This is a genomic window from Staphylococcus sp. HMSC070D05, assembly GCF_001815595.1.
Taxonomy (GTDB): domain Bacteria; phylum Bacillota; class Bacilli; order Staphylococcales; family Staphylococcaceae; genus Staphylococcus; species Staphylococcus hominis.
This window is the reverse complement of the sequence record NZ_KV821090.1, coordinates 146,715-169,403: the sequence shown is the minus strand read 5'-3', so window position 1 is coordinate 169,403 and position 22,689 is coordinate 146,715. Positions and strand designations below refer to the sequence as shown.

The window sequence follows — 22,689 nt, the reverse complement described above, 5'->3', positions numbered from 1 at the left end:
ACTTATCCAGATACTTTATGTCCCGGACTCTTTTTACTTTTACTATTATTTAGTTTCACGATGTAGAGTTTGTTTGTTATCACGTGAACAATATTTTTTCATTTCAATACGTTCAGGATTGTTTCTTTTATTTTTAGTAGTAATGTAGTTTCTGTCACCACATTCAGTACAAGCTAATGTTACGTTTACGCGCATGATTATACCTCCTTACCTTTTCTAAATACGACTTTATTATCATACCACTTAGACGATTAATTGAAAAGTATTAATTTTTACTAGTGTTAAATAGAAAAGCATCTTATCAACGGTTATTCAAATTATTTTTCATTTTTAAAGTAGTAATTAATGATATCTCTTCCTAAATCTCCTCCATTTAACCATGGCGGTGGAACAGGTTGATTAGTATATACGATAGAAAAAGCTAATTTAGGATCTTTAATAGGCGCATAACCTATATATGTTGAGTTAACTCTAGGTTGTCCATTTTGATAAACTTCAGCAGTACCAGTTTTACCAGCTGATGGCACAACAGTTTTATGAAAGCTTGCATAGCCTGTACCATCTTTTTCATTGAAAGCCATCTTGAATCCTTGTTTTACTTCATCTATCTCATCTTGAGAATTATTGACTTTATTTAGTATATTACCTTTAATTTTATCTTTTATCGGTCCTACTTGATCACTATTTGTTGCGTCATGTATAGCTAAACCAATGTGTGGTTGTACTCTGTAACCATTATTTGCAATTGTAGATATATATTGTGAAAGTTGAATAGGTGTATAAGTATCATACTGACCTATTGATAAATCTAAATAATTGCCTGGATTATTAGTTAATGGTTCAATTTGACCAATTGTTTCATTAGGTAAATCGATACCTGTTTTAACACCTAATCCTACTTGATTTAGACCTTTTCTTAGTTTTTGACCAGCTTCTTCAATGTTATTAGGCAAACTCATACCACTTGAGTAAGGATCACCAGCTAGTCTTAAAGCAGTTTTAAACATATATACGTTTGAAGAATGCATTAATGCTTCTTTATCGTTAATTAGGACTTTGCCATTTTGATTAAAGTAAGATCGTTTAGTTAGTCCGCCTCTAAAGTGTAAAGGTTCATCAATCATTTCTTCACCGACTTTGATAGTATGATTTTGATAACCAGTTAATAAGGTTGCTCCTTTAACAGAAGAACCGACTGCAAATTGGCCAGTAAAGTTACCTAAATCATAATCTAGCAGTTCACCGTTTTTATCAATTTGTCTTCCAGCCATTGCAAGAATATCACCATTTTTAGGATTTTGAACAACTACAAGAGCATTGTCCATGTTGGTTGCGCCTTGACTACGCAGTGTTTTTATTTCGTTTTCTAATAGGGACTCAACTTTTTTCTGCAAATCTATGTCAATTGTTAGTTGTAAATCATTTCCGCGTGATCCAGGGTTAATCACTTTAGAACTGATAACTTTACCAGATTTATCAGTAGTGTATTTTAGCTGTTTCTTTTTACCACGTAGAATGTCTTCATATTGATACTCTAGATAAGCTTTCCCGACCCTATCATTTCTAGAATATCCTTTTGCTAAATACTGTTCAGTTAATTCTTTAGGAATACCCTCAGAAGGTGTAGAGACACTACCAAATATACTTCTTAAAGTTTCACCATATGGATATTTTCGATCCCAGTCCATTGAAGTATTGACACCAGGTAAATTATCCAATTGTTGAGAAACAGCAGCATATTCTTTTTCACTAACATCATCATTTTTTATCATTTGCGGATCAAGTGTAGATCCAGCTGACATTTCTCTATATATAGCTAATACTTGTAAATCATGCTTAGATAAACTATTTAATTGAGTATCTGTAATTTTACTATGTAATTGTTTCTCGTACTGTTCTTGACTTATGCTACCATTGTTAAGCATAGTTGTTTCTTTTTTCATTAATTTATTAACTTCCTTTGGATGATTTTGTATCCAAAAGTCTTGTTTATCTTGCTTTGTAATCTTATCAGTATTCATTGTAATAAGTTTAGCTAATTTTTTAGCGGTATTTAACATGTCTTGTTGACTTGTTTTTCTAGAACGAGTGTAGGTAATTGCTAATTTCGAAGCATTATCAACTAAAATTTTGCCATTTCTATCTAGTATTCTTCCTCGTGGTACGGACTCATTGACAGTAATATTTTCATCATTTTTCACTAATTGACTATAATGTGCCCCTTGTGCAATTTGTAAATATCCTAGTCTTAGGACAATTAATACGAAAATCAAAACAATCGCACCAAATATAAAACTAATTCGCTTATTCATCGTATATTTTATTTTTTCATCATTTGATTTTTCTTTTAATCTTTTAAGCAAGACAACCGACCTCAATTATTAATCATGTATACTTATAAATGATATATGAAATTGTATAATTTTTCTATATTTTTCATAAAAAAAGTGATCTCCCAAAAAGAGATCACTAATAAATATTTTTATTTATTATTTTGTAGCAGCATTGTATAACTCGTCTACTTTTTCCCAATTTACAACATTCCAGAAAGCACTGATATAATCTGGACGTTTATTTTGATATTTAAGGTAATAAGCATGTTCCCAAACATCTAAGCCTAAAATTGGAGTTTTTCCTTCAGTAATAGGGTTATCTTGATTTGGAGTAGTAACAATTTCTAATTTTCCATTATTTACTACTAACCAAGCCCAACCTGAACCAAAACGTGCTGCAGCTTTATCAGCGAATTCTTTTTTAAACTCATCTAAAGAACCCCATTGTTCTTTAATTTTATCAACTACAGTACCTTTTTCTTCAGAATTAGGAGTTAATAATTCCCAGAATAATGAGTGATTTAAATGACCTCCACCATTATTACGTACTGCTGTTTGAATATTCTCAGGTACACTATCTAAATTTGCAACAATTTCTTCAATTGATTTAGATTCTAAATCAGTACCTTCAACTGCAGCGTTTAATTTTGTAACATAAGTGTTATGATGTTTGTCATGATGAATTTCCATTGTTTCTTTGTCAATGTGTGGTTCTAATGCATCTACTGCATATGGTAAATTTGGTAATTCAAAAGCCATAAATAATCATCCTCCTAAATTATCTTTACATAAATAATAACAAGCTATGTGATGTGCAACAAATCATTTGCTCTAAATATTATTCACATAGTTGTCATATTTCTTATTATACTCTTTTTATATCTCATTTTAGTAGTTTTTAAACATATATTTCAATATTAGAAAAAATTCAGACTTTTGACCTATAAAAAAACTGAGACGCTTATTTACGTCTCAGAACATTTCTCATTTTAATTTATACCTTTATTATGGCAAGTTTCACATATACCATATACCTCTAATTTATGAGTATGAATATCTACATTAGGTAGAAATTGCTTAACTTGATCAATTGGACAAAAATCTATTACTTTTGTATCTCCACAATTCTCACATATAAAATGATGATGATGATGATTAGTACAAGCGATTCTAAATTTCATTTCTCCATCTAATTCTGTACTTTCAACAATATTTAAATCTTTAAAAAGATGAAGATTACGATAAATAGTATCAAAAGATATACCTGGATAATCATTGTCTAATTGTTGTTGTATATATTTAGCATTAATATATTTATCTTCATTAACAAAGATATTAATCATATCTTCTCTTTTCTTAGTATATTTTAACCCATTGTCTTTTAAAATTTTAATAGCGTCGTTTGTATTCATAATTTAATGCTCCTTTTTGGTAGTTCGTTTAGTTTTCTGTAGTAACATCGTTATTCCTAAAATTAGAACTAATAATACCACGATGACACCACCAGGAGATATATTAATATAAAATGCAAAGGTAAGACCTAGAATAACAGAACATTCACCTATAATAATACTTAAGATAATCAACTGTTTAAATCCTTTAGTTAATCGCATTGCTATAGCCACAGGTAATGTAATTAATGCACTCACGAGTAAAATTCCTACTACTCTCATTGATGCAGAAATAACCATAGCAACAATCGTTATAAATAAAAACTGAATCCATTTTGGAATATTTATAACCTTACTATATTCCTCATCAAAAGATAAAATAAATAATTCTTTGTATAATAAAAGAATGAATAATAATACGACGATTGAAATGATTGTAATTGTGACTAAGTCACTTAAGTTTACAGCACTAATTGATCCGAATAATAACCCAACAATTTCTTGATTGAATCCATCAGCTAGAGAAATAAAAATTGCACTTAATGCAATTCCTGCACTCATTATAATTGGAATTGCAATTTCTTGGTAATTTGAATATGAAGTTCTTAATTTTTCTATAAGTAAAGCTCCAACTATTGCAAAGATTATACCAAACCACATAGGGTTTATAAATGCTAATGCTGGTGATAAGGTAATAATAAACATTCCAAACGAAATACCGCCTAGTGTGACGTGACTTAAAGCATCAGCAATTAATGATAATCGCCTTACCACTATAAACGCACCAATTAAAGGTGCAATAAAACCAATCAATATCCCACTTAAAAGTGAATATCTCATAAAATCAAAGTTTAACAATGCTTCAATCATGATATTCACCTCTTAATTCAATCCATATACTTATCATAATTAACTCCTATTTAAATTTATGCTTTACAGCATGAACGATTATGTTGATGATCAACAAATTTAATTGGATGACCATATATTTTTGAAATTTCAACTTCATCAAGAGACTTAAATTCTTCAGTAGAACCGTGGAAATGAAGATGTTTATTTAAACAAGCGACTTTTGTAGCTGTGTCTACCACAACGCCTATATCGTGAGTAACTAAAATAATCGTTATACCTTCTTCCTTTAAATGTTTCAAGGTTGCATAGAATTCATTCACGTGTTTTGCATCAATCCCATTTGTCGGTTCGTCTAATACTAAGACGGATGGATTTGAAATTAAAGCGCGTGCAATTAGTACACGTTGTTGTTGTCCACCTGATAATTCTGCAATATTTTTATTCTTTAGATGATGAATATTTAAACGATGTAAAACATTATCTACTTGTTTTTCATCACTTTTATTAAACCACTGAAAAATTCTTTTCGTTTTAGTTAAACCACTTAAAACGACTTCTTTCACACTAGCAGGAAATCCTGCAGTAAAAGCATTGGCTTTTTGAGACACATAACTAATTTTTAATGCAGATTGAGTATTTTTTTTATAAGATTTCCCGTCAATGTATATTTCACCGTGTTGTAATGGTAGTAAGCCAAGAATAACTTTTAAAAGAGTAGATTTCCCAGCTCCATTAGGACCAACAATTGCAAGAAAGTCACCTTTATTAATTCGGATATTAATGTTTTCTAATACTTGTTTATTATCAAAATAATAATCAATATTTTTTAATTCAAAAACAGGTTGATTCATCTTTTCACCTCGCTAAATACTATACAATTATATATGTTTTTTGTAAATAGTAATGTTTACGAATTAAAATAAGAGTAAGATAGTCTCTTTGTAGATTATACTATCTTACTCTTATTTTAATTATTGATTCAATATTTTTTCTTTTAATTTGGGGTCGAAAATTTGAGATTTTAACATTTCGATTTCAAAGCGATAAGGTGGCTTTTTATTTTTCTTATCTTCTCCTACATAAGGAGTTTCAAGGATTTTAGGAATGTTTTTAAAAGCTTCATGATGTACCACATTATTCAAGGCATCAAAACCAATATATCCAAAACCAATATTTTCATGTCGATCTTTATGTGCACCTTTCTCGTTTTTACTATCATTTACATGAACAACTTTAATACGGTCTATTCCAATGATTTTATCAAACTCATTCAAAACGCCATCAAAATCGTTTTTGATATTATAACCAGCATCATGTGTATGACAGGTATCGAAGCAAATAGATAACCTATCGTTATGTGTCACACCATCAATAATACGAGCAAGTTCTTCAAAACTACGTCCAATTTCTGTTCCCTTTCCAGCCATTGTTTCAAGTGCAATTCGTACATCATGATCATGTGTTAAAACTTCATTTAATCCTTTGATAATCTGATTAATTCCTTTATCTGCACCGGCACCTACATGTGCACCTGGATGTAAGACAATATCTTTCGCTCCTATAGCTTGCGTGCGTTCAATTTCATTTTGAAGGAAATTAACACCTAATTCATAAACTTCAGGTTTCGTTGTATTTCCTATGTTTATTATGTAAGGAGCGTGTACAACAATATTTGATAAACCATATTGTTCCATAACCTTATGCCCTTTTTCAATATTTAAATCGTTTATACTTTTTCTTCTTGTATTTTGAGGTGCACCTGTATAAATCATAAATGTTGATTCACCAAATTGATGTGCTTCTTCAGCCGATCCTTCTAACATTTTTTTACCACTCATTGATACATGTGAGCCAATTAACATTTATTTCACCTAACCTTTTTTATTGTTTTTTCGTTGTTGTCTGCTACGTTGTTTACTGTATTGCTTTCTTTCTTGTCGTTTCATTCTTTCTACTTCTTGTTTAAATTTCTTTTTATAGCCTGGTTTAACTTTATTTTTAGATTTACTTCTTACTTTATGTTTTACTTGATTTGTTAAATGATCATCTTTACGTTCACGTTTATGACGTGTATTGTGCGCTTTAATTGCCTTAAGTTCTCCATTTTTAATATCAACATTATCAAAATGATATCCTTTATCTTCGATAAGAGAAATATTATGTTCTTCATCTGGGCTATATAACGTTATAGCCACGCCTTTATAATTTCCACGTCCTGTTCTACCCACTCTATGAGTAAAGAAATCAATATCATTAGGAACATCAAAATTTACTACATGACTAACGCCTTCTATATCAATTCCTCTTGAAGCTAAATCACTTGCAATAACATATTGGAAATCTAAATTACGAATACGTTTCATTTGTTGTTTACGTTCTCTAGGTGTTAAACCGCCATGAATCATACCAACTTTAATACCAGACTCATTAAGAGATTGAGCAAGTTCATTTGCATTGTCTCTACTGTTACAAAAAATAATACATAGATATGGGTTTAGTATATCAATTAATTGCAAAGTTTTATCAACTTTTTCAGTTCCTTTAGTAGGAATCAAATAAAATTCAATATTTTTTTTATTTTGGGATTTATTATCAACTACAACATATTCAGGGTGACTAAGATACTTATTTAAAAACGGCTCTAACGATTTTGGAATTGTTGCACTAAAGACTGCAATATTAGCATTTTCATCTAAACGAGCAGCAATATAATCAACATCTTCTATTAAACCTAAATCAATGAGTAAATCTGCTTCATCGATAATTAAATATGATGCCTTATGAATGTGCAAATGTCCGCTCTGAGCTAAATCATTGATTCGTGTTGGTGTGCCGATCACTAATTGAGGCTGATGATTTGTTCGTTGTTTATCTTTCTCTATGTCAGTACCACCAATAAATAAACTTACTTTAATATCTGATTGAAAACTAGCTAGATGACTAGCCACTTTATACAATTGTTGTGCTAATTCACGAGTTGGTGCAACAACGATACTTTGAGGTTCTTTAATGTCAGTATGAATTAAATCTATTAAAGGTAATAAAAAGGCATGTGATTTGCCAGTACCGGTTTGTGATTGACCAATTAAATTGGTTCCTTTTTTTATACGTGGAATAATTCTATTTTGAATTTCAGTAGGTTTATTAAAATTTAAATCTTTAACTGCATCAATAAGATTTGGATTTAATTTAAATATTTCAAACGGATGATTAGCCATTAATCTGGCCTCCTTTGTATTGTTTTAAATATAATTAAAGGGATCTGTATTTATTTCTGAAGCTTCTATATTAAACTGCTTATTATCATTACTAAATAACCATCGTCCTAGTAAGTCTTTAAGTCCTTCTTTCATAACGTACTCACTATAATGATTGATATCTAATAAATGAATACCATTAGTTTTAGCATCAAGTGCATCATGATGTTTTATATCTCCAGTAACGAAAACATCTGCTCCTTTTTTAAAAGCACTAGTTTCAAAACCGATGCCAGCACCTCCGATAATAGCAACTGTTTTAATTAACGCTTCCGAAGGACCTGTATAACGAACGCTAGGAATATTTAAATGTTCTTTAGCATATTTAGCAAAATCTTCTAAATTTAACGGCTCATTTAGTTCGCCTATTTTTCCCAGACCATAATTAGCAGATGTCGTTATCTTAATAAAATCGTATACAGGTGTTTCATAAGGATGGTAATTAATAATTGCATTTTTAGCAATATTTAATTGATCTTTACGAATCATAAATTCTAGCTTCACTTCATTTACATATTCAATTCGATTTAGTTCTCCAATATGAGGGCGAGCCTCTCCAACTGGTTTGAATTGACCTGTACCTTTGGACTCAAAGAAACAATACTCATAATTCCCTTCTTTTGCTAAACCAATATTATTTAAATGATATTTAAATGATTCTAGATTTTCTTCTGGAATGTAAGTTTGTACTTTATAGTAAAAAGATTCTTCTTCATTTAAAAATCTAATATTAGTTAAATTTAATTTTTTTGCTAGCATCTCATTGACACCATCAATGTGATTATCTAAATTGGTGTGCAAAGCAATAAGTTGAATATCATTTTGAATAAGCACGTGTATTAATTTACCATATCCATCATTAACCAATGATTTAACACCTTTAAAAATTAAAGGGTGATGTGCAATAATTGTATTGTATCCTTTGCTAATTGCCTCTTCTATTACTTCCATTGTGCAATCTAATGCTGTCAAAATACCTGTTATCTCTTTAGTGTAATCTCCAATTAATAAACCCACGTTATCCCAGCTTTCAGCAGTTTTAAGGGGAACGTGTTGATCAATAATTGACATTAGTTCTTTAATTTTCATTATAGAGCACCTCTCTTATCATTGATATCTCTTCTTCTATCTCTTCTAGTCTCTCATGATGTTGTAATGGATTCAATTGATTACGAATATGCTCTAAAGCTACTAACTCTCTTTCCCATTTTTTTATAAAGACATCGTTTTTATTATTTAAAAGAATAGGACCAAATTTAAGTGATTTCTTATTAAGAAGATTAAGATTTTCTTTCCATTCACTAACTACAATTTCATAGATATGTCCTTTTTCTTCTAAAATTTCTTCAGCAATAATATTATAATTAAGATGTTGAAGTGTCTTGCGTAAGGTTTCAGTTTGAATATTACTTTGCAAAATTAGACGTGGGTGATGTGCAAGTTTATCCTTACCTTCATCTAATATTTTCGCTATCAAAGGTCCACCCATTCCACAAATTGTGATATTATCTACTTTATCTTTCTCAGTTAGTATACTAAGACCATCACCTAATCGAATATCGATATGTTGAGTAAGTTGATGCTGTGCTACATTCGTTTTAGCAGCTTTATAAGGTCCTTTTATTACTTCACCAGCAATAGCATCATCGCATAGATGATATTGTAATGCATAAATAGGTAAATAAGCGTGATCAGAACCGATATCAGCTAATGAATTAGGTAATAAGTATTGGCTTACAACTTTTAATCTATGATTTAATGATATCATTGTTATCTCCTTTATTATAAAAAAAGGCTAGGACATAGTATTGTCTTAGCCTCAAATTTCTTTATACATAACATCTATCGTTAACTCAGATTTAGCATTAATCTTAGTCCATAAAATCTTTAAGACGCTTGCTACGACTTGGATGTCTTAATTTTCTAAGCGCTTTAGCTTCGATTTGACGAATACGTTCTCTTGTAACACCGAACACTTTACCCACTTCTTCTAATGTTCTAGTTCGTCCGTCATCAAGGCCAAATCTTAAACGTAAAACATTTTCTTCTCTATCAGTAAGTGTATCTAAAACGTCTTCTAATTGTTCTTTCAATAACTCATAAGCAGCATGGTCAGAAGGACTTTGTGCTTCTTGATCTTCAATAAAATCTCCTAAGTGACTGTCATCTTCTTCACCTATTGGTGTTTCTAAGGATACCGGCTCTTGAGCTATTTTAAGTATTTCACGAACTTTTTCAGGTGGTAAATCCATTTCTTCACCTATTTCTTCAGGAGCAGGATCACGACCTAAGTCTTGTAATAATTGTCTTTGTACGCGAATAAGCTTATTAATAGTTTCAACCATATGCACAGGAATACGTATAGTACGAGCTTGGTCAGCAATAGCACGTGTAATGGCTTGTCTAATCCACCACGTAGCATAAGTAGAAAATTTAAATCCTTTACTAAAATCGAACTTTTCTACTGCTTTGATAAGACCCATATTCCCCTCTTGGATTAAGTCTAAGAAAAGCATACCACGACCAACATATCGTTTTGCAATACTTACAACTAATCGCAAGTTGGCTTCTGCAAGGCGAGATTTTGCTATTTCATCACCTTGTTCAATACGCTTAGCTAATTCAATTTCTTCTTGTGCGCTAAGAAGATTTACACGTCCAATTTCTTTTAAGTACATTCTTACAGGATCATTAATTTTAACACCTGGAGGCGCACTTAAGTCATTTGGATTTAATTTTTCATCTGTATCTGAACTATCTTTTTCATTTACTAAACTAATATCGTTATCATTTAGTTGGTCAAAGAAATCATCCATTTGGTCGGAATCCATGTCAAAATTTTGCAGCTTTTCAGCAATTTCTTCATGACTTAGATGACCTTCCTTTTTACCTTTTTCAATTAATTGCTTTTTAACATCTTCTAATGTTAAAGTTGGATCAATTGTTTGTTTTTTGATTTTAACTTGGTTATCAGACATGAAAAGGCCTCCCAATCGTATTTTAAGCTTTCAATTAAGATATTTAATTATATAATAAATTATTATAATAAGAAAAGTATATTTTATAATAAACATGAAATATTATCATTCTATACGTAATAAAAATGATATCCTTATTTCATAAATATTTAACTTATTATTTGTCTACCCTTTAAAAAAGCATAATAACCATTATACAGTAATGGTTATTAAATATAAATACTATATTAAAAGTTTAATATTCGTTTATACTCCTTTAATTTAAATGTTCATCTACATGCGTTGCTTATTTTTATTAACTATCATTTGTAAATAATACTTTTGAGATTCTACGTCACCAATTCTAAGTGCTTCTTTTAATTTATGATTAAGTTCTTCGATAGAATCTTCATATTTGTTTTCATTTAAAATTGAAATATATTCTTCAATTTCTAAATCATAAGGTTCTCGATTTAATTCATAATCATCAAGCTGTATAATTGCTTCTCTAATATCTTTATCTTCAATGTATAATATTAAATCACTAATCGAATAGTAATCATTTTCAGAATAATAATCGGTTAGCGCTTTAAAAATACTTTGGAAATATTTATTCGTAAAATCATTTTCTTCAAGTTGTCGATTATAATTTAGAAAGACATCTTTATCCATCATAAAGTGTTTTAATAAAGCTCTTTGTGCTTTTTCACTTTTGTTTAAATGTGTAAAAACAATATTTAAATTTTGAGAGTTTGAATTCGAGTTATCATTGGAATTCCCAATATAGTCTTCTTCATACGAGATAAATTCAGGTTGTTGATGTACATTGGACATAATAGTATTGGCATCAATATTGAAAATATCAGCTACGTCATTCACAATTTTATTTTTTAATATTGAAGATCTGACAAATGAAATATCTTCAGTAATCTCTTTAAAGTGACGCTCATAAGCTAGATCATTATTTTCAATTTCATCTCGATAGAATTGAACTTTGTAAATAATAAACGATTTCTTCTCATTATTTATAAATTCTATAAATTTTTCTTTACCGAATTTAACTATATATTCATCGGGATCCATGTTTTTTGGTAATTGTACTACAAATACATTTAATCCATGTTTAAGTAAATGCTCTCCAGTTTTTAAAGTGGCTTCCTGACCAGCAAAGTCTCCATCAAACATTAAAGTTATATTAGAGGTTAATTTTTTTAAAACTGTAATGTGATTTTCTGATAATGCTGTACCCATACTTGCTACTACAGTTTTTAATCCAGCGTAATCAGCTTTAATCACATCCATGAATCCTTCTAACAACATTACTTCATCATTTTTTCTAATTGATTTTCTTGCGCTGTCAAGGTTATAAAGTAGCCGTCTCTTTTGAAAAATCGGTGTCTCAGGACTATTTAAATACTTAGGTTCTTGATTGTTATAAGTTCTACCAGAGAAACCGACAATTCTTCCTTGAGCGTTTTTTAAAGGAAATATGATGCGATCTCTAAAACGATCGTAGTAACTAAAATTTTCTTCGTTACGTGATAACAAACCAGCTTCATAAGCTAGTTCTATGTCATATCCTTTTTGTTGTAAAAAGTCATGACAAAAGTGAGCGTTATTAGGCGCATACCCAATTCCACGAGATTTTATTAATTCTTCAGTGAAGCCACGATTTTCGAGATAATTTAAAGCTTCTTCACCTTCTACTGATTTCATTAATGCATACATATAATATTCATTAATTAATTCATGCATTTCAATCATTTTTAAGTCTTCGGATGCTATTTGAGTTGTAGATGGATTAGAATGACCAATATCTACTTTTATATTAACGCGTTCTCCGAGTTCTTGTACTGCTTCTACGAATGAAATGTCCTTAATGTCTTGAGTAAATTGAAAAACATTCCCCCCTTTTTTACAACCAAAACAATGGCATATTTGTTTATCTTCAGAAACTGTAAACGAAGGTGTTTTTTCATCATGAAAAGGACACAAACCAATGTAATTGCGTCCTCTTTTTTCTAATTTCACATATTCACTTACTAAATCTAAAATATCTGTTTTTTCCTTTATTTCGTTGATTACAGACTGTTCTATACGCAATATATATCACCTATTAAATAGTAGTCATAATATTATACACTTTTATAAAAGATTTTTAAATATTTATGCTTTACTTTCAATAATTTGTATAACATCATTTGCTGTTTCTTCAATAGCCTTATCAGATACATCAATAACAGGACATCCTATTTTTTCGACAATTTTTTCAAAATATTGAAATTCTTCTTTAATTCTATCTTCAGTTGCATATCTAGCATGTTCACCTAATCCTAATTGTTTAAGTCGTTGTTTTCTTATTAAATTAAGTTTATCTTCACTAATCTTTAATGCTATACATTTATTTGGATTAATTTTAAATAATTCATCTGGTGGTGTTACCTCTGGAACTAGAGGAATGTTCATTACTTTATAGCTTTTGTGGGCTAAATACTGAGAAAGAGGCGTCTTAGAAGTTCTTGAAATGCCAATTAAAACAATATCTGCCTTAGGTAATCCTTTCGCATCTTTACCGTCATCATATTTTACCGCAAATTCGATGGCATCTATTTTTTTGAAATAAGCATCGTCTAATTTATGAACTCTGCCTGGCTGATTATACGGCTCCTCATCGTGCGTTTGATTAAGTAGTGTCATTAGAGGACCCATGATATCAACAGCTTTTAAAGAGAAATCGTCTACTTTTTTCTTCATATACGCTTTGATTTCTGGTTCTACTAACGTATATACAATAATTGCATGTTTATCTATAGCGACCTGTATAACTTCATCTATATCCTTAAAGGTTTCTATATAAGGATATCTCAAAAAACCATGTTTACAAGCTTTAGGATTAAATTGAGCAACACAGGCACTAGCAACCAACTCAGCTGTATCTCCTATTGAATCAGATGCAATGATTATCTTTATATTTTCCATTGTTTATCACCTATTCTTTAAATAATGAAACAAATAATTTTGTTATTGTTGTTTTAGATATTCTACCTACAACTTTATATTTGCTATTTTCTTTTTTTCTAACAACGGGAATTGAATCAATTTCTTTATCTATCATTTGACTCGCTGCATAGATGACGAGGTCTTCTTCTTCTAAATAAACAATATTAGGCATACGTGACATGATGACACTTATAGGCATCGTATGAACATCTTGACCAATCATAGAGGCACGTAACAAATCTTTTCGCGAGCTCACACCAATCAATTCATCTTTTTGATTAGTAATAAATAATGTTCCTGTATCTTCTAAAAATATAGTACATATAGCATCATAAATTGTCATATCTTCTTTAACGATAACAGGTAGAGACATATGATCTTTTATTATATATTGACGTAAATGATCACTGACTAATTTATTCTTGGATTTACCTGAATAATAATAACCCACGCGTGGTCTAGCTTCAATAAAACCAGACATAGTTAAAATAGCTAAATCAGGACGTAAAGTAGCACGAGTTAAATTAAGTTGATCTGCTATATGTTCACCTGTTATCGGGCCCCCATCCTTAACTATTTCAATTATTTGTTCTTGTCTTTTACTTAATTCTATAGGTCTTCACCCCTTTTAATTTCATTTTTATTATACCTATTTATATATATACCTACAAATACATATAAATCCTTGCTATTAAATTTTCTATGAATTAAAATATGATTAAGCGAGTTAAGGTTGGTGGAAGCTTAACATTTCAAAAATTGGCTTATCAATATCATTACATAAAAGCGAGTGTCTACACTAATTTGGGTGGAACCGCGGGTTATTCTGTTACCACTATATATTTATATAGATGAATTATTAACTCGTCCCAAGATAATAATAAGTATTATTTTATATTTATTTATTGTCTTGGGACGTTTTTATTTTAAAAGGAGAGATAATATGGTTAAAGATATGGATACTATTGTATCACTAGCGAAACATAGAGGATTTGTATTCCCAGGTAGTGATATTTACGGTGGTTTATCTAATACATGGGATTATGGTCCATTAGGCGTTGAATTAAAAAATAATATTAAAAAAGCATGGTGGCAAAAATTCATTACTCAATCACCATACAATGTTGGGATTGATGCTGCAATTTTAATGAATCCAAAAACATGGGAAGCATCTGGTCATTTAGGTAATTTTAACGACCCAATGATTGATAATAAAGATAGTAAAATTCGCTATCGTGCAGATAAATTAATCGAAGATTACATGCAAAATGAAAAAGGTGACGAAAATTTCATTGCTGACGGCTTAAGTTTTGAGGAAATGAAACGTATTATCGATGATGAAGGTATTGTATGTCCTGTAAGTGGTACTGCCAATTGGACAGATATTCGTCAATTTAACTTAATGTTTAAAACATTCCAAGGGGTTACTGAGAACTCTACTAATGAACTATTTTTACGTCCAGAAACTGCTCAAGGTATTTTCGTAAACTATAAAAACGTTCAACGTTCAATGCGTAAAAAATTACCATTTGGTATTGGTCAAATTGGTAAATCATTCCGTAATGAAATCACGCCTGGTAACTTTATTTTTAGAACAAGAGAATTTGAACAAATGGAATTAGAATTCTTCTGTAAACCGGGTGAAGAAATTGAATGGCAAAATTACTGGAAAACATTCGCAAGTCAATGGTTAAAAGATTTAAACATCAATGAAGAAAATATGAGATTACGTGACCATGATGAAGAAGAATTATCTCACTATTCTAATGCAACTACAGATATTGAATATAAATTCCCATTTGGTTGGGGCGAATTATGGGGTATTGCAAGCCGTACTGATTTTGACTTGAAAAAGCACAGTGAGCATTCTGGAGAGGATTTCAGATATCATGATCCAGAAACAAATGAGAAATATATTCCATATTGTGTCGAACCTTCTTTAGGGGCAGATCGTGTTACATTAGCTTTCTTATGTGATGCTTATGATGAAGAAGGCGTTGAAGGTAGTAAAGATGCTCGTACAGTAATGCATTTCCATCCTGCTTTAGCACCATATAAAGCTGCTGTTTTACCATTGAGTAAAAAATTATCTGAAGAAGCAATTAAAATCTTTGAACAATTAAGTTCTAAGTTTTCTGTAGACTTTGATGAATCACAATCAATTGGTAAGCGTTATCGTCGTCAAGATGAAATCGGTACGCCTTACTGTATTACATTTGATTTTGATTCATTAGAAGATAATCAAGTTACAGTACGTGATAGAGATTCTATGGAACAGGTTCGTATGCCAATCTCAGAATTAGAAACATTCTTAGCTGAAAAAGTTAAGTTTTAATATAACAAGAACCCACTTATTACTTGCTATGAGTAATAAGTGGGTTCTTTTAATTAATTTAAACGTTTTATATTATTCTAATCGCTTAAGTTGATTAATTAATTTTTGACCTTTAAAGTACATGCCAGCATATTCTCTATACAGCATTATCATTAATTCTGACATTTCATCTAATAAAGCTTGGCTAATATTAAAATAATTCATCTTATCAATTGGCAACTTCTGTAAAATATCCAACAAATAAAATGTTTTATTGGATAGCTTTAATGCATAAGGATCTTTATTTAATACAGTTTCTGAGATTGTTCCATCATATTTAAAACTGTAAGCAATAAGCTTAGATTGATCAGTATCACCAGTAATTGCACAATAATCAAAAAATGCACCAAAACCAAATTTATTCATACATTTCAATAATACGATAATCGACATTAATTGAGCAGAGTTACCTTCTGAAATTTTATTGAGTACAAATTTTAATAACTTATAATGATATAGCGAAACTTCATCTGGTTCTAATGATCGATCTATTGCTTCGACACATAAAGTTGTATAACTACTATCAAAAATGTCTAATCGTAATTGATAATATTGGTTTATGACATCAATAGAACTGAGCGTTCCCATACCTTTCCATTTATTATAAATAAATAAGCCATACACAAAGAGTTGTGTATGAGCTTGCAAGCCGGTTTTAGATTTCTTAGCACGTCTTACCATAATAGGAATTTTAGCACCATGCTCGTTTAATATTGTAATAATTTTATCGGATTCACCATAATCTACTGATTTTATGATAATTCCTTTTTGTTTTTCTAACAATGCATCTCACCGGCTTTCCTATTAATTTAAACGTTAATCTTGATCTTCAACATATCCCATTTGACGAATAAAGTTTACTTTATTTCTCCAATCTTTCTGAACTTTTACCCATAATTCGAGGTAAACTTTTGATCCGAGAAGCATTTCAATATCACGTCGAGCTCTTTTACCGACTTCTTTAAGTTTTTTCCCACCCTTGCCTATGACAATTCCTTTTTGAGAATCACGTTCAACAAAAATAGTTGCTTCAATTCTTACTCTTTCTTCACTTTCCTTAATCATTCTGTCTACATTTACCCCTATTGCATGGGGGATTTCTTCACTTGTTAGATGTAAGATTTTTTCTCTAATAATCTCGCCTACTACAAATTGTTCTGGATGATCCGATATTTGATCATCGGGGTAATATTTGGGACCTTCAGGTAAATAATCTTTAAGTACATCGATAAAATGATCCACATTCAATCCTTCAAGTGCCGAAATTGGCACGATTTCAGTAAATTCCATATAGGTTTTATATTTTTCAATCTGAGGCATAAGTGCGTCTGGATGAACTAAATCAATTTTATTTAACACTAGAAATACTGGTGTTTTAACATTTTTCAGCATTTCCATTATATATTCGTCACCACGACCAATATCTTCATTTACATTTACCATAAACATAATAGCATCAATTTCTGATAGCGTATTTTTAGCTACACGCATCATATAATCTCCTAATTTATGCTTAGGTTTATGAATGCCTGGTGTATCTAAGAAAATGATTTGAGCATCTTCTCTTGTCATTACTCCTTGAATTTTATTTCTTGTTGTTTGAGCTTTATCTGACATAATTGCTATTTTGTGTCCAATGACCCTATTCATAAATGTGGATTTTCCCACATTTGGTCTCCCTATAATAGATACAAATCCTGATTTGTGTTCTGTCATTTATTCTAAATCCTTTCCCGAAAAGCCGTAAGGTAATAGTTCTGCTACAGTTGATTGAATCATCTCACCTTTATGATTTGTCATATACACAGGCATGTCGTCATCACAGAGTTCTTTTAATACTTGACGACATGTTCCACAAGGTGATGACGGATGTTCAGCGTCAACGGTAACCGTTATTGATTCAAAATCTCCTGGTCGATAGCCTTCTAAAATTGCAGCTACTAAACTAGATCGTTCTGCGCAAATCGTTGCTGGATAAGCTGCATTTTCAACATTTGCTCCATAAAAATGGCGACCGTCTTTTGTTTTTAAATATGCACCTACTTTAAAGTGACTATATGGTACATAAGCACGTTGTTGAGCTTTTCTAACTTCTTGAAAATAATGTGACTGATAACTCATTTTATTGTCCCCTTTAAAAAAAGATGTGAGGTATAAAAATAATTAAACCCATAATTAGTGCAAAGATTGAAACAACCATGACACTAAAGGCGGCAATATCTTTAGCTTGTTTAGCTAATTCATGATAGTCAGAAGTAACTAAATCTACGACGCATTCTATAGCAGTATTCACAGCTTCAAGTGTAAGTACCAAAGTAATGCTTAACAAAATAAACAACCATTCTACAGTAGAAAGCCTTACGACAATTCCTAAAATGATAGTTATGAATGCGAAGATTAAGTGTATTAAATAATTATGATCTTTTTGAAGAAGTGTTTTTAATCCATCAAAAGTGTATTTAAATCGTTTTAAAAATTTAATCTCTAGTCAATCCGTATGCGTTTAAAATTTCTTTTTGTCGTCCAAACATTTCTTTTTCATCTTCTTCATTCATATGATCATAACCTAATAAATGTAAAAAACCATGTAAAGCTAAAAAACCAAGTTCTCTTTCAAATGAATGATTATAAGATTCAGCTTGTTCCTTAGCTACATCAGTACAAATAATAATATCTCCTAACACTCTAGGAATATCTAAACCAATAATATCTGGTTCATCTTCTTCAAGTGCAAAAGAAATAACATCAGTCACTTTATCTTTATCTCGATAATTTTTATTTATTTCTTGAATTTCATCTTTATCTACAAAAGTAACTGACAATTCAGCATCTTCATGAATATTTTCTTTTTCTTTAGCAAAGTTGATTAAGTTTTCGATTTGATGATACCATTCATCTTTAACTAAATTTGTATGATCATTGAAATCAATCGTAAACATTTAATTGTCTCCTTCATAACGTTCGATAATTTTACTTACTAATGGATGGCGTACCACATCACTTTGATCTAGTTCCATAATATTTATTCCTTTAACACCACGAAGGTTCTTGATAGCTTCTTTTAATCCACTTTTAACACCTTTTGGTAAGTCAATTTGAGTTTGGTCTCCAGTTACAACCATTTTTGAACCAAATCCTAGACGAGTTAAAAACATTTTCATCTGTGCATGTGTTGTATTTTGAGCTTCATCTAAAATGACAAATGCATCATCTAGAGTTCTCCCCCTCATATACGCTAAGGGAGCAATTTCAATTGTACCTCGTTCAATAAAACGTGCTGTTTGTTCTCTACCTAAGACAGTATTTAAACCATCATAAAGAGGTCTTAAATATGGATCGACTTTTTCTTTTAAGTCTCCTGGTAAGAAACCTAATGATTCACCAGCTTCTACAGCTGGTCTTGTTAAAACAATTCTTTTTACAGTGCCTTTTCTTAATTGTTTTGCAGCATACACAACTGCAAGGAAGGTTTTACCTGTTCCAGCAGGACCTATACCAAATACTAAATCATTACGTTTCATAGCATTAATATAAAGACGTTGCCCCATTGTTTTTGCACGAATTGTTTTACCAAAGGCATCTTTAGTAATCTCTTCATCATATAAATCTAACAGATATTGAATAGTGTCATTTTTAGCCATCTTTATGGCAGCTTCAACATCTTTTAATGTAATTGAATGTCCTAACTCAATTACCTTTAATAAATTTTTAAGAACTAATTCTGCTTTTTCAACATGCTCTAATACTTGACCTTTTACTGCAATTTCTTGCCCACGAGCATGTATGATAACATCAAATGCTTCTTCAATCGATTTTAAGTGTTCATCATTATTACCAATTAAAGCTTGAGAATGATTGATGTTATCTATTTGAATTATTCCTGGCATAAAAGCGCTCCTTTTCACATAAAACATAGTCATTAATAATTAATCTTTCATATAAATTTTACTAAACAATGATAAAGTATACAAATTTAAATGTTTTGAATGAATAATTAACCTAAGATAATATAACATAATAAAAAAGTACCAGGAGTAACATGTGTTTTAGGCGCGTCTTAACATATTAGGAACATAAATAAAGAGACTTTCACGTAGAAAGTCTCTTGTAAAAGTCAGAATGAGACAGTAAATCTTGTCTTATTCTTTTATTTATAACCCCTTATAATTTTTTAGGTTTATTTAATATTTCTTGCCAAATAATTCCATTAACTATCGGATCATTGTCAAATTGAAACGTTTGATGTGTCATATTTTTCTCAATAGATTTACTATTAAGTAATTGATTCAGTTTATAACGTTTCGTTTTTTCAGATAAGTACTTATCATTAATAATTTCTTTAGCTTTCTTTTCAATTAAAGAAAGTTGTTTTTCTTTTTCCTTGTCAATTTCAGATCTTACATTAAATAATTCTTTTGATAGAGAGTCTTCTAACTGTTTTTTCATATCTTTTTCACTTTGAGATCTCTCTCGTAAAGTTGAATCACTATCTTTCGTAACTTCTTTTTTAAGATTTTTATCACTGTGAACCGTTTCTCTTTTAGAAGATGGTTTTTGTGATGACGTTTTTTTATTTTGTTCTTCTTCATCAAATTCTGATGTCATCTCATTAAAAGCTTCTTCTATCTGTTCAAAAATACCTTTTTTTCTTGGTGTGTTTTGCGTAGGTCCTTGTGTATTTTTGCGTGGAGGCGTTTGATTTTTTCGTTGTTCATGACTTTTATCTCTCATTGCACTAATACCAGTAACAATCACAGAAATAACGAATATAAGAATTCCAATATTCATTTAATCACCCCTCTATTTAATTTGGTGATTCATCGTCATTTTGTTCGGTACGTTTATTAATAGCGTTTCTCATACCTGTATCTGCTTCTACATTTTTTAAATTATAGTAATCTTTTACTCCGATATTACCTTTACGTAAAGCTTCAGCCATTGCTAGTGGTACTTCTGATTCAGCTTCTACTACCTTAGCACGCATTTCTTGAACACGTGCTTTCATTTCTTGTTCAGAGGCAACAGCCATAGCACGTCGTTCCTCAGCTTTAGCTTGAGCAATATTTTTATCTGCGAGTGCTTGTTCCGTTTGTAAATCAGCGCCGATATTTTTACCGATATCTACATCTGCAATATCAATGGATAAAATTTCAAATGCTGTTCCTGAATCCAATCCTTTACTTAATACTGTTTTAGAAATATTATCAGGATTTTCTAGTACTTGTGTATGATGTTCACTAGAACCAATTGTGGAAACGATACCTTCACCAACTCGGGCAATAATTGTTTCTTCTCCAGAACCACCTACAAGTCTAGAAATATTAGCTCTTACTGTAATTCTAGCTTTAGCTTTAACTTCGATACCGTTCATCGCAACACCGGTAATAAAGGGAGTTTCGATCACTTTGGGATTAACAGACATTTGAACAGCTTCTAAAACATCTCGTCCCGCTAAGTCTATTGCAGCACCTCTTTCAAAAGGTAAATTGATATCTGCACGTTGGGCTGCTATGTTGGCATCCACTACTCTATCTACATTACCACCAGCAAGATAATGAGATTCTAATTGATTTGTTGTTAAATTTAATCCTGCTTTATGAGCTTTAATAAGAGGACCTATCACTTTACGAGGAGATACTCTACGAAGTCGCATTCCTACAAGTGTAGCAATACTAACTTTTACACCTGCAGCAATAGCGGAAATCCATAATCCGACTGGTACAAATGAAAATAATAATAATAAAGCAACTATGATAATAATCGCAATAATTATAATTCCAATATTTAACATTGACTTTACTCCTTTTATATTTTTATTTCTCTTACAACTACTCTACTACCTTCTACCTCTAAAATCTTTACTTTTTTATTTCTCAAGATAAATGTACCGTCAGAAACAGCATCAATTCTTTTGTCATCTAAAGTTATGATTCCAGCAGGTCTTAAATCAGTCGTAGTATACGCAGTTTCTCCCACTAAGTAAGAACGATCATCATGAGATCTATAACCAGCTTCTGTACTCGTTGAATCATTCAATACCACTTTATCAAAAAATGGTATTTTGCGATTAAATACTTTCACTAAAATCACCCATTCTATAATAGAAAGTATTAAAGCGATAATAACATTAAAGAGCATAACTAAAATATTATTTCCTAACATAATCATACTAACAATAATAAGCACTATTCCTATAATTCCAATTACTGCTCCAACAATGAATAGTTCTATTATTACTAAGATGATACCCATGGAAAACAATAAAATGGAAATCAAATTGACATCGCCACTAATTAAAAATCCTAGAAATAGAATAAGTAACGCTAGAGAAGCTAAAATACCTATAATATTTATCCTTTTAGAGTAAAGTTGATATAAAAAACCTAAAAAGACAATACATGTAAGAATTAATAAAACAATAGGATTAACAATGATATTTGACATATCATCCAACCACGAATGATTCAATGAAGCAAAAGTATTCTCGATATGTATCAAACTTATACTTATCATTATCTCACCTCG

22 protein-coding genes and 3 pseudogenes are annotated in these 22,689 nt (G+C 30.6%); 1 reads left to right on the top strand and 24 read right to left on the bottom strand.

Features of this window, described 5'->3' with window-relative positions; all coding sequences use genetic code 11:
• Positions 1 to 45 precede the first annotated feature (45 nt).
• From rpmG to HMPREF3046_RS01115, 15 genes and pseudogenes are all read right to left on the bottom strand, one after another.
• Positions 46 to 195 (bottom strand): 50S ribosomal protein L33, encoded by a 150-nt coding sequence (gene rpmG / locus HMPREF3046_RS01180; protein ID WP_002449881.1) that lies wholly within the window; start codon positions 193 to 195, stop codon positions 46 to 48.
• 122 nt (positions 196 to 317) lie between these two features.
• Positions 318 to 2,363: a peptidoglycan D,D-transpeptidase FtsI family protein gene (locus HMPREF3046_RS01175; RefSeq protein WP_070715755.1), complete on the bottom strand. Its 2,046-nt coding sequence runs from the start codon at positions 2,361 to 2,363 to the stop codon at positions 318 to 320.
• Positions 2,364 to 2,489: 126 nt separating this feature from the next.
• Positions 2,490 to 3,092 carry a superoxide dismutase gene (locus HMPREF3046_RS01170; RefSeq protein ID WP_070715754.1) on the bottom strand — a complete coding sequence of 201 codons (603 nt, stop codon included), beginning with the start codon at positions 3,090 to 3,092 and terminating at the stop codon, positions 2,490 to 2,492.
• A 230-nt stretch (positions 3,093 to 3,322) separates the two neighbouring features.
• The gene (locus HMPREF3046_RS01165) at positions 3,323 to 3,745 is read right to left on the bottom strand and encodes a Fur family transcriptional regulator (RefSeq protein WP_070715752.1); all 423 of its coding nucleotides are present in this window, start codon (positions 3,743 to 3,745) and stop codon (positions 3,323 to 3,325) included.
• Positions 3,723 to 4,594 (bottom strand): annotated as a pseudogene (locus HMPREF3046_RS01160) (metal ABC transporter permease). The gene HMPREF3046_RS01165 and the pseudogene HMPREF3046_RS01160 overlap by 23 nt, the downstream one beginning before the upstream one ends.
• Positions 4,595 to 4,650: 56 nt before the next feature.
• A complete protein-coding gene (locus HMPREF3046_RS01155) occupies positions 4,651 to 5,427 on the bottom strand; it encodes a metal ABC transporter ATP-binding protein (protein ID WP_070715749.1) in 777 nt (258 codons plus the stop codon).
• Positions 5,428 to 5,547: 120 nt separating this feature from the next.
• The gene (locus tag HMPREF3046_RS01150) at positions 5,548 to 6,438 is read right to left on the bottom strand and encodes a deoxyribonuclease IV (protein WP_070715747.1); all 891 of its coding nucleotides are present in this window, start codon (positions 6,436 to 6,438) and stop codon (positions 5,548 to 5,550) included.
• A gap of 9 nt (positions 6,439 to 6,447) precedes the next feature.
• Entirely contained in the window at positions 6,448 to 7,794 is a 1,347-nt protein-coding gene (locus HMPREF3046_RS01145; RefSeq protein WP_070715745.1) for a DEAD/DEAH box helicase, read from the bottom strand.
• Between the two features lie 24 nt (positions 7,795 to 7,818).
• Entirely contained in the window at positions 7,819 to 8,922 is a 1,104-nt protein-coding gene (locus HMPREF3046_RS01140) for a Nif3-like dinuclear metal center hexameric protein (protein WP_070715742.1), read from the bottom strand.
• Entirely contained in the window at positions 8,912 to 9,601 is a 690-nt protein-coding gene (locus tag HMPREF3046_RS01135) for a tRNA (adenine(22)-N(1))-methyltransferase (RefSeq protein ID WP_070715740.1), read from the bottom strand. Before HMPREF3046_RS01135 ends, HMPREF3046_RS01140 begins: the two co-directional genes overlap by 11 nt.
• A gap of 103 nt (positions 9,602 to 9,704) precedes the next feature.
• Positions 9,705 to 10,811: an RNA polymerase sigma factor RpoD gene (gene rpoD, locus HMPREF3046_RS01130; RefSeq protein WP_053029511.1), complete on the bottom strand. Its 1,107-nt coding sequence runs from the start codon at positions 10,809 to 10,811 to the stop codon at positions 9,705 to 9,707.
• Between the two features lie 273 nt (positions 10,812 to 11,084).
• Positions 11,085 to 11,510, bottom strand: a pseudogene (locus HMPREF3046_RS11635) (DnaB-like helicase N-terminal domain-containing protein); the annotation flags it as partial.
• A 161-nt stretch (positions 11,511 to 11,671) separates the two neighbouring features.
• Positions 11,672 to 12,893: pseudogene (dnaG, locus tag HMPREF3046_RS01125) on the bottom strand (DNA primase); the annotation flags it as partial.
• 63 nt (positions 12,894 to 12,956) lie between these two features.
• Positions 12,957 to 13,769, bottom strand: coding sequence for a pyruvate, water dikinase regulatory protein (locus HMPREF3046_RS01120; protein ID WP_070715737.1), 813 nt, complete (start codon positions 13,767 to 13,769; stop codon positions 12,957 to 12,959).
• A gap of 10 nt (positions 13,770 to 13,779) precedes the next feature.
• Positions 13,780 to 14,403 (bottom strand): transcriptional regulator CcpN, encoded by a 624-nt coding sequence (locus HMPREF3046_RS01115; RefSeq protein ID WP_083316351.1) that lies wholly within the window; start codon positions 14,401 to 14,403, stop codon positions 13,780 to 13,782.
• 330 nt (positions 14,404 to 14,733) lie between these two features.
• Here HMPREF3046_RS01115 and HMPREF3046_RS01110 point away from each other — a divergent pair, with 330 nt between their 5' ends.
• Entirely contained in the window at positions 14,734 to 16,125 is a 1,392-nt protein-coding gene (locus HMPREF3046_RS01110; protein ID WP_070715734.1) for a glycine--tRNA ligase, read from the top strand.
• 72 nt (positions 16,126 to 16,197) lie between these two features.
• Here HMPREF3046_RS01110 and recO read toward each other — a convergent pair whose 3' ends face one another.
• The 9 genes from recO to HMPREF3046_RS01065 all read right to left on the bottom strand — a co-directional run bounded on the left by recO (position 16,198) and on the right by HMPREF3046_RS01065 (position 22,677).
• Positions 16,198 to 16,947 carry a DNA repair protein RecO gene (recO, locus tag HMPREF3046_RS01105; protein WP_070715733.1) on the bottom strand — a complete coding sequence of 250 codons (750 nt, stop codon included), beginning with the start codon at positions 16,945 to 16,947 and terminating at the stop codon, positions 16,198 to 16,200.
• A 33-nt stretch (positions 16,948 to 16,980) separates the two neighbouring features.
• A complete protein-coding gene (gene era, locus HMPREF3046_RS01100) occupies positions 16,981 to 17,880 on the bottom strand; it encodes a GTPase Era (RefSeq protein WP_070715731.1) in 900 nt (299 codons plus the stop codon).
• Positions 17,881 to 18,285 carry a cytidine deaminase gene (gene cdd / locus HMPREF3046_RS01095; protein ID WP_070715730.1) on the bottom strand — a complete coding sequence of 135 codons (405 nt, stop codon included), beginning with the start codon at positions 18,283 to 18,285 and terminating at the stop codon, positions 17,881 to 17,883. It abuts the gene before it with no gap.
• Between the two features lie 13 nt (positions 18,286 to 18,298).
• Positions 18,299 to 18,646: a diacylglycerol kinase family protein gene (locus HMPREF3046_RS01090; protein ID WP_070715727.1), complete on the bottom strand. Its 348-nt coding sequence runs from the start codon at positions 18,644 to 18,646 to the stop codon at positions 18,299 to 18,301.
• Positions 18,642 to 19,103 carry an rRNA maturation RNase YbeY gene (gene ybeY / locus HMPREF3046_RS01085; protein WP_070715725.1) on the bottom strand — a complete coding sequence of 154 codons (462 nt, stop codon included), beginning with the start codon at positions 19,101 to 19,103 and terminating at the stop codon, positions 18,642 to 18,644. The genes HMPREF3046_RS01090 and ybeY overlap by 5 nt, the downstream gene beginning before the upstream one ends.
• Positions 19,104 to 20,051, bottom strand: a complete 948-nt coding sequence (locus HMPREF3046_RS01080) for a PhoH family protein (protein ID WP_002449734.1) — start codon at positions 20,049 to 20,051, stop codon at positions 19,104 to 19,106.
• A gap of 274 nt (positions 20,052 to 20,325) precedes the next feature.
• Positions 20,326 to 20,952: a hypothetical protein gene (locus HMPREF3046_RS01075; protein WP_070715721.1), complete on the bottom strand. Its 627-nt coding sequence runs from the start codon at positions 20,950 to 20,952 to the stop codon at positions 20,326 to 20,328.
• Between the two features lie 16 nt (positions 20,953 to 20,968).
• On the bottom strand, positions 20,969 to 21,955 hold the full coding sequence (gene floA / locus HMPREF3046_RS01070; RefSeq protein WP_002449729.1) for a flotillin-like protein FloA: 987 nt from the start codon (positions 21,953 to 21,955) through the stop codon (positions 20,969 to 20,971).
• A 14-nt stretch (positions 21,956 to 21,969) separates the two neighbouring features.
• Entirely contained in the window at positions 21,970 to 22,677 is a 708-nt protein-coding gene (locus HMPREF3046_RS01065) for an NfeD family protein (RefSeq protein WP_070715719.1), read from the bottom strand.
• Between the last annotated feature and the right edge of the window lie 12 nt (positions 22,678 to 22,689).

Bases quoted from the DNA above. Each gene is read 5' to 3' on its own strand.
- HMPREF3046_RS01135 (WP_070715740.1), bottom strand. From the start codon at position 9,601: ATGATATCATTAAATCATAGATTAAAAGTTGTAAGCCAATACTTATTA.
- HMPREF3046_RS01065 (WP_070715719.1), bottom strand. From the start codon at position 22,677: ATGATAAGTATAAGTTTGATACATATCGAGAATACTTTTGCTTCATTG.
- cdd (WP_070715730.1), bottom strand. From the start codon at position 18,285: ATGAGTTATCAGTCACATTATTTTCAAGAAGTTAGAAAAGCTCAACAA.
- HMPREF3046_RS01155 (WP_070715749.1), bottom strand. From the start codon at position 5,427: ATGAATCAACCTGTTTTTGAATTAAAAAATATTGATTATTATTTTGAT.
- HMPREF3046_RS01170 (WP_070715754.1), bottom strand. From the start codon at position 3,092: ATGGCTTTTGAATTACCAAATTTACCATATGCAGTAGATGCATTAGAA.
- HMPREF3046_RS01150 (WP_070715747.1), bottom strand. From the start codon at position 6,438: ATGTTAATTGGCTCACATGTATCAATGAGTGGTAAAAAAATGTTAGAA.
- ybeY (WP_070715725.1), bottom strand. From the start codon at position 19,103: ATGTTTACGATTGATTTCAATGATCATACAAATTTAGTTAAAGATGAA.
- HMPREF3046_RS01145 (WP_070715745.1), bottom strand. From the start codon at position 7,794: ATGGCTAATCATCCGTTTGAAATATTTAAATTAAATCCAAATCTTATT.
- rpoD (WP_053029511.1), bottom strand. From the start codon at position 10,811: ATGTCTGATAACCAAGTTAAAATCAAAAAACAAACAATTGATCCAACT.
- rpmG (WP_002449881.1), bottom strand. From the start codon at position 195: ATGCGCGTAAACGTAACATTAGCTTGTACTGAATGTGGTGACAGAAAC.
- HMPREF3046_RS01120 (WP_070715737.1), bottom strand. From the start codon at position 13,769: ATGGAAAATATAAAGATAATCATTGCATCTGATTCAATAGGAGATACA.
- floA (WP_002449729.1), bottom strand. From the start codon at position 21,955: ATGTTAAATATTGGAATTATAATTATTGCGATTATTATCATAGTTGCT.
- HMPREF3046_RS01080 (WP_002449734.1), bottom strand. From the start codon at position 20,051: ATGCCAGGAATAATTCAAATAGATAACATCAATCATTCTCAAGCTTTA.
- HMPREF3046_RS01165 (WP_070715752.1), bottom strand. From the start codon at position 3,745: ATGAATACAAACGACGCTATTAAAATTTTAAAAGACAATGGGTTAAAA.
- HMPREF3046_RS01110 (WP_070715734.1), top strand. From the start codon at position 14,734: ATGGTTAAAGATATGGATACTATTGTATCACTAGCGAAACATAGAGGA.
- HMPREF3046_RS01075 (WP_070715721.1), bottom strand. From the start codon at position 20,952: ATGAATATTGGAATTCTTATATTCGTTATTTCTGTGATTGTTACTGGT.
- era (WP_070715731.1), bottom strand. From the start codon at position 17,880: ATGACAGAACACAAATCAGGATTTGTATCTATTATAGGGAGACCAAAT.
- HMPREF3046_RS01140 (WP_070715742.1), bottom strand. From the start codon at position 8,922: ATGAAAATTAAAGAACTAATGTCAATTATTGATCAACACGTTCCCCTT.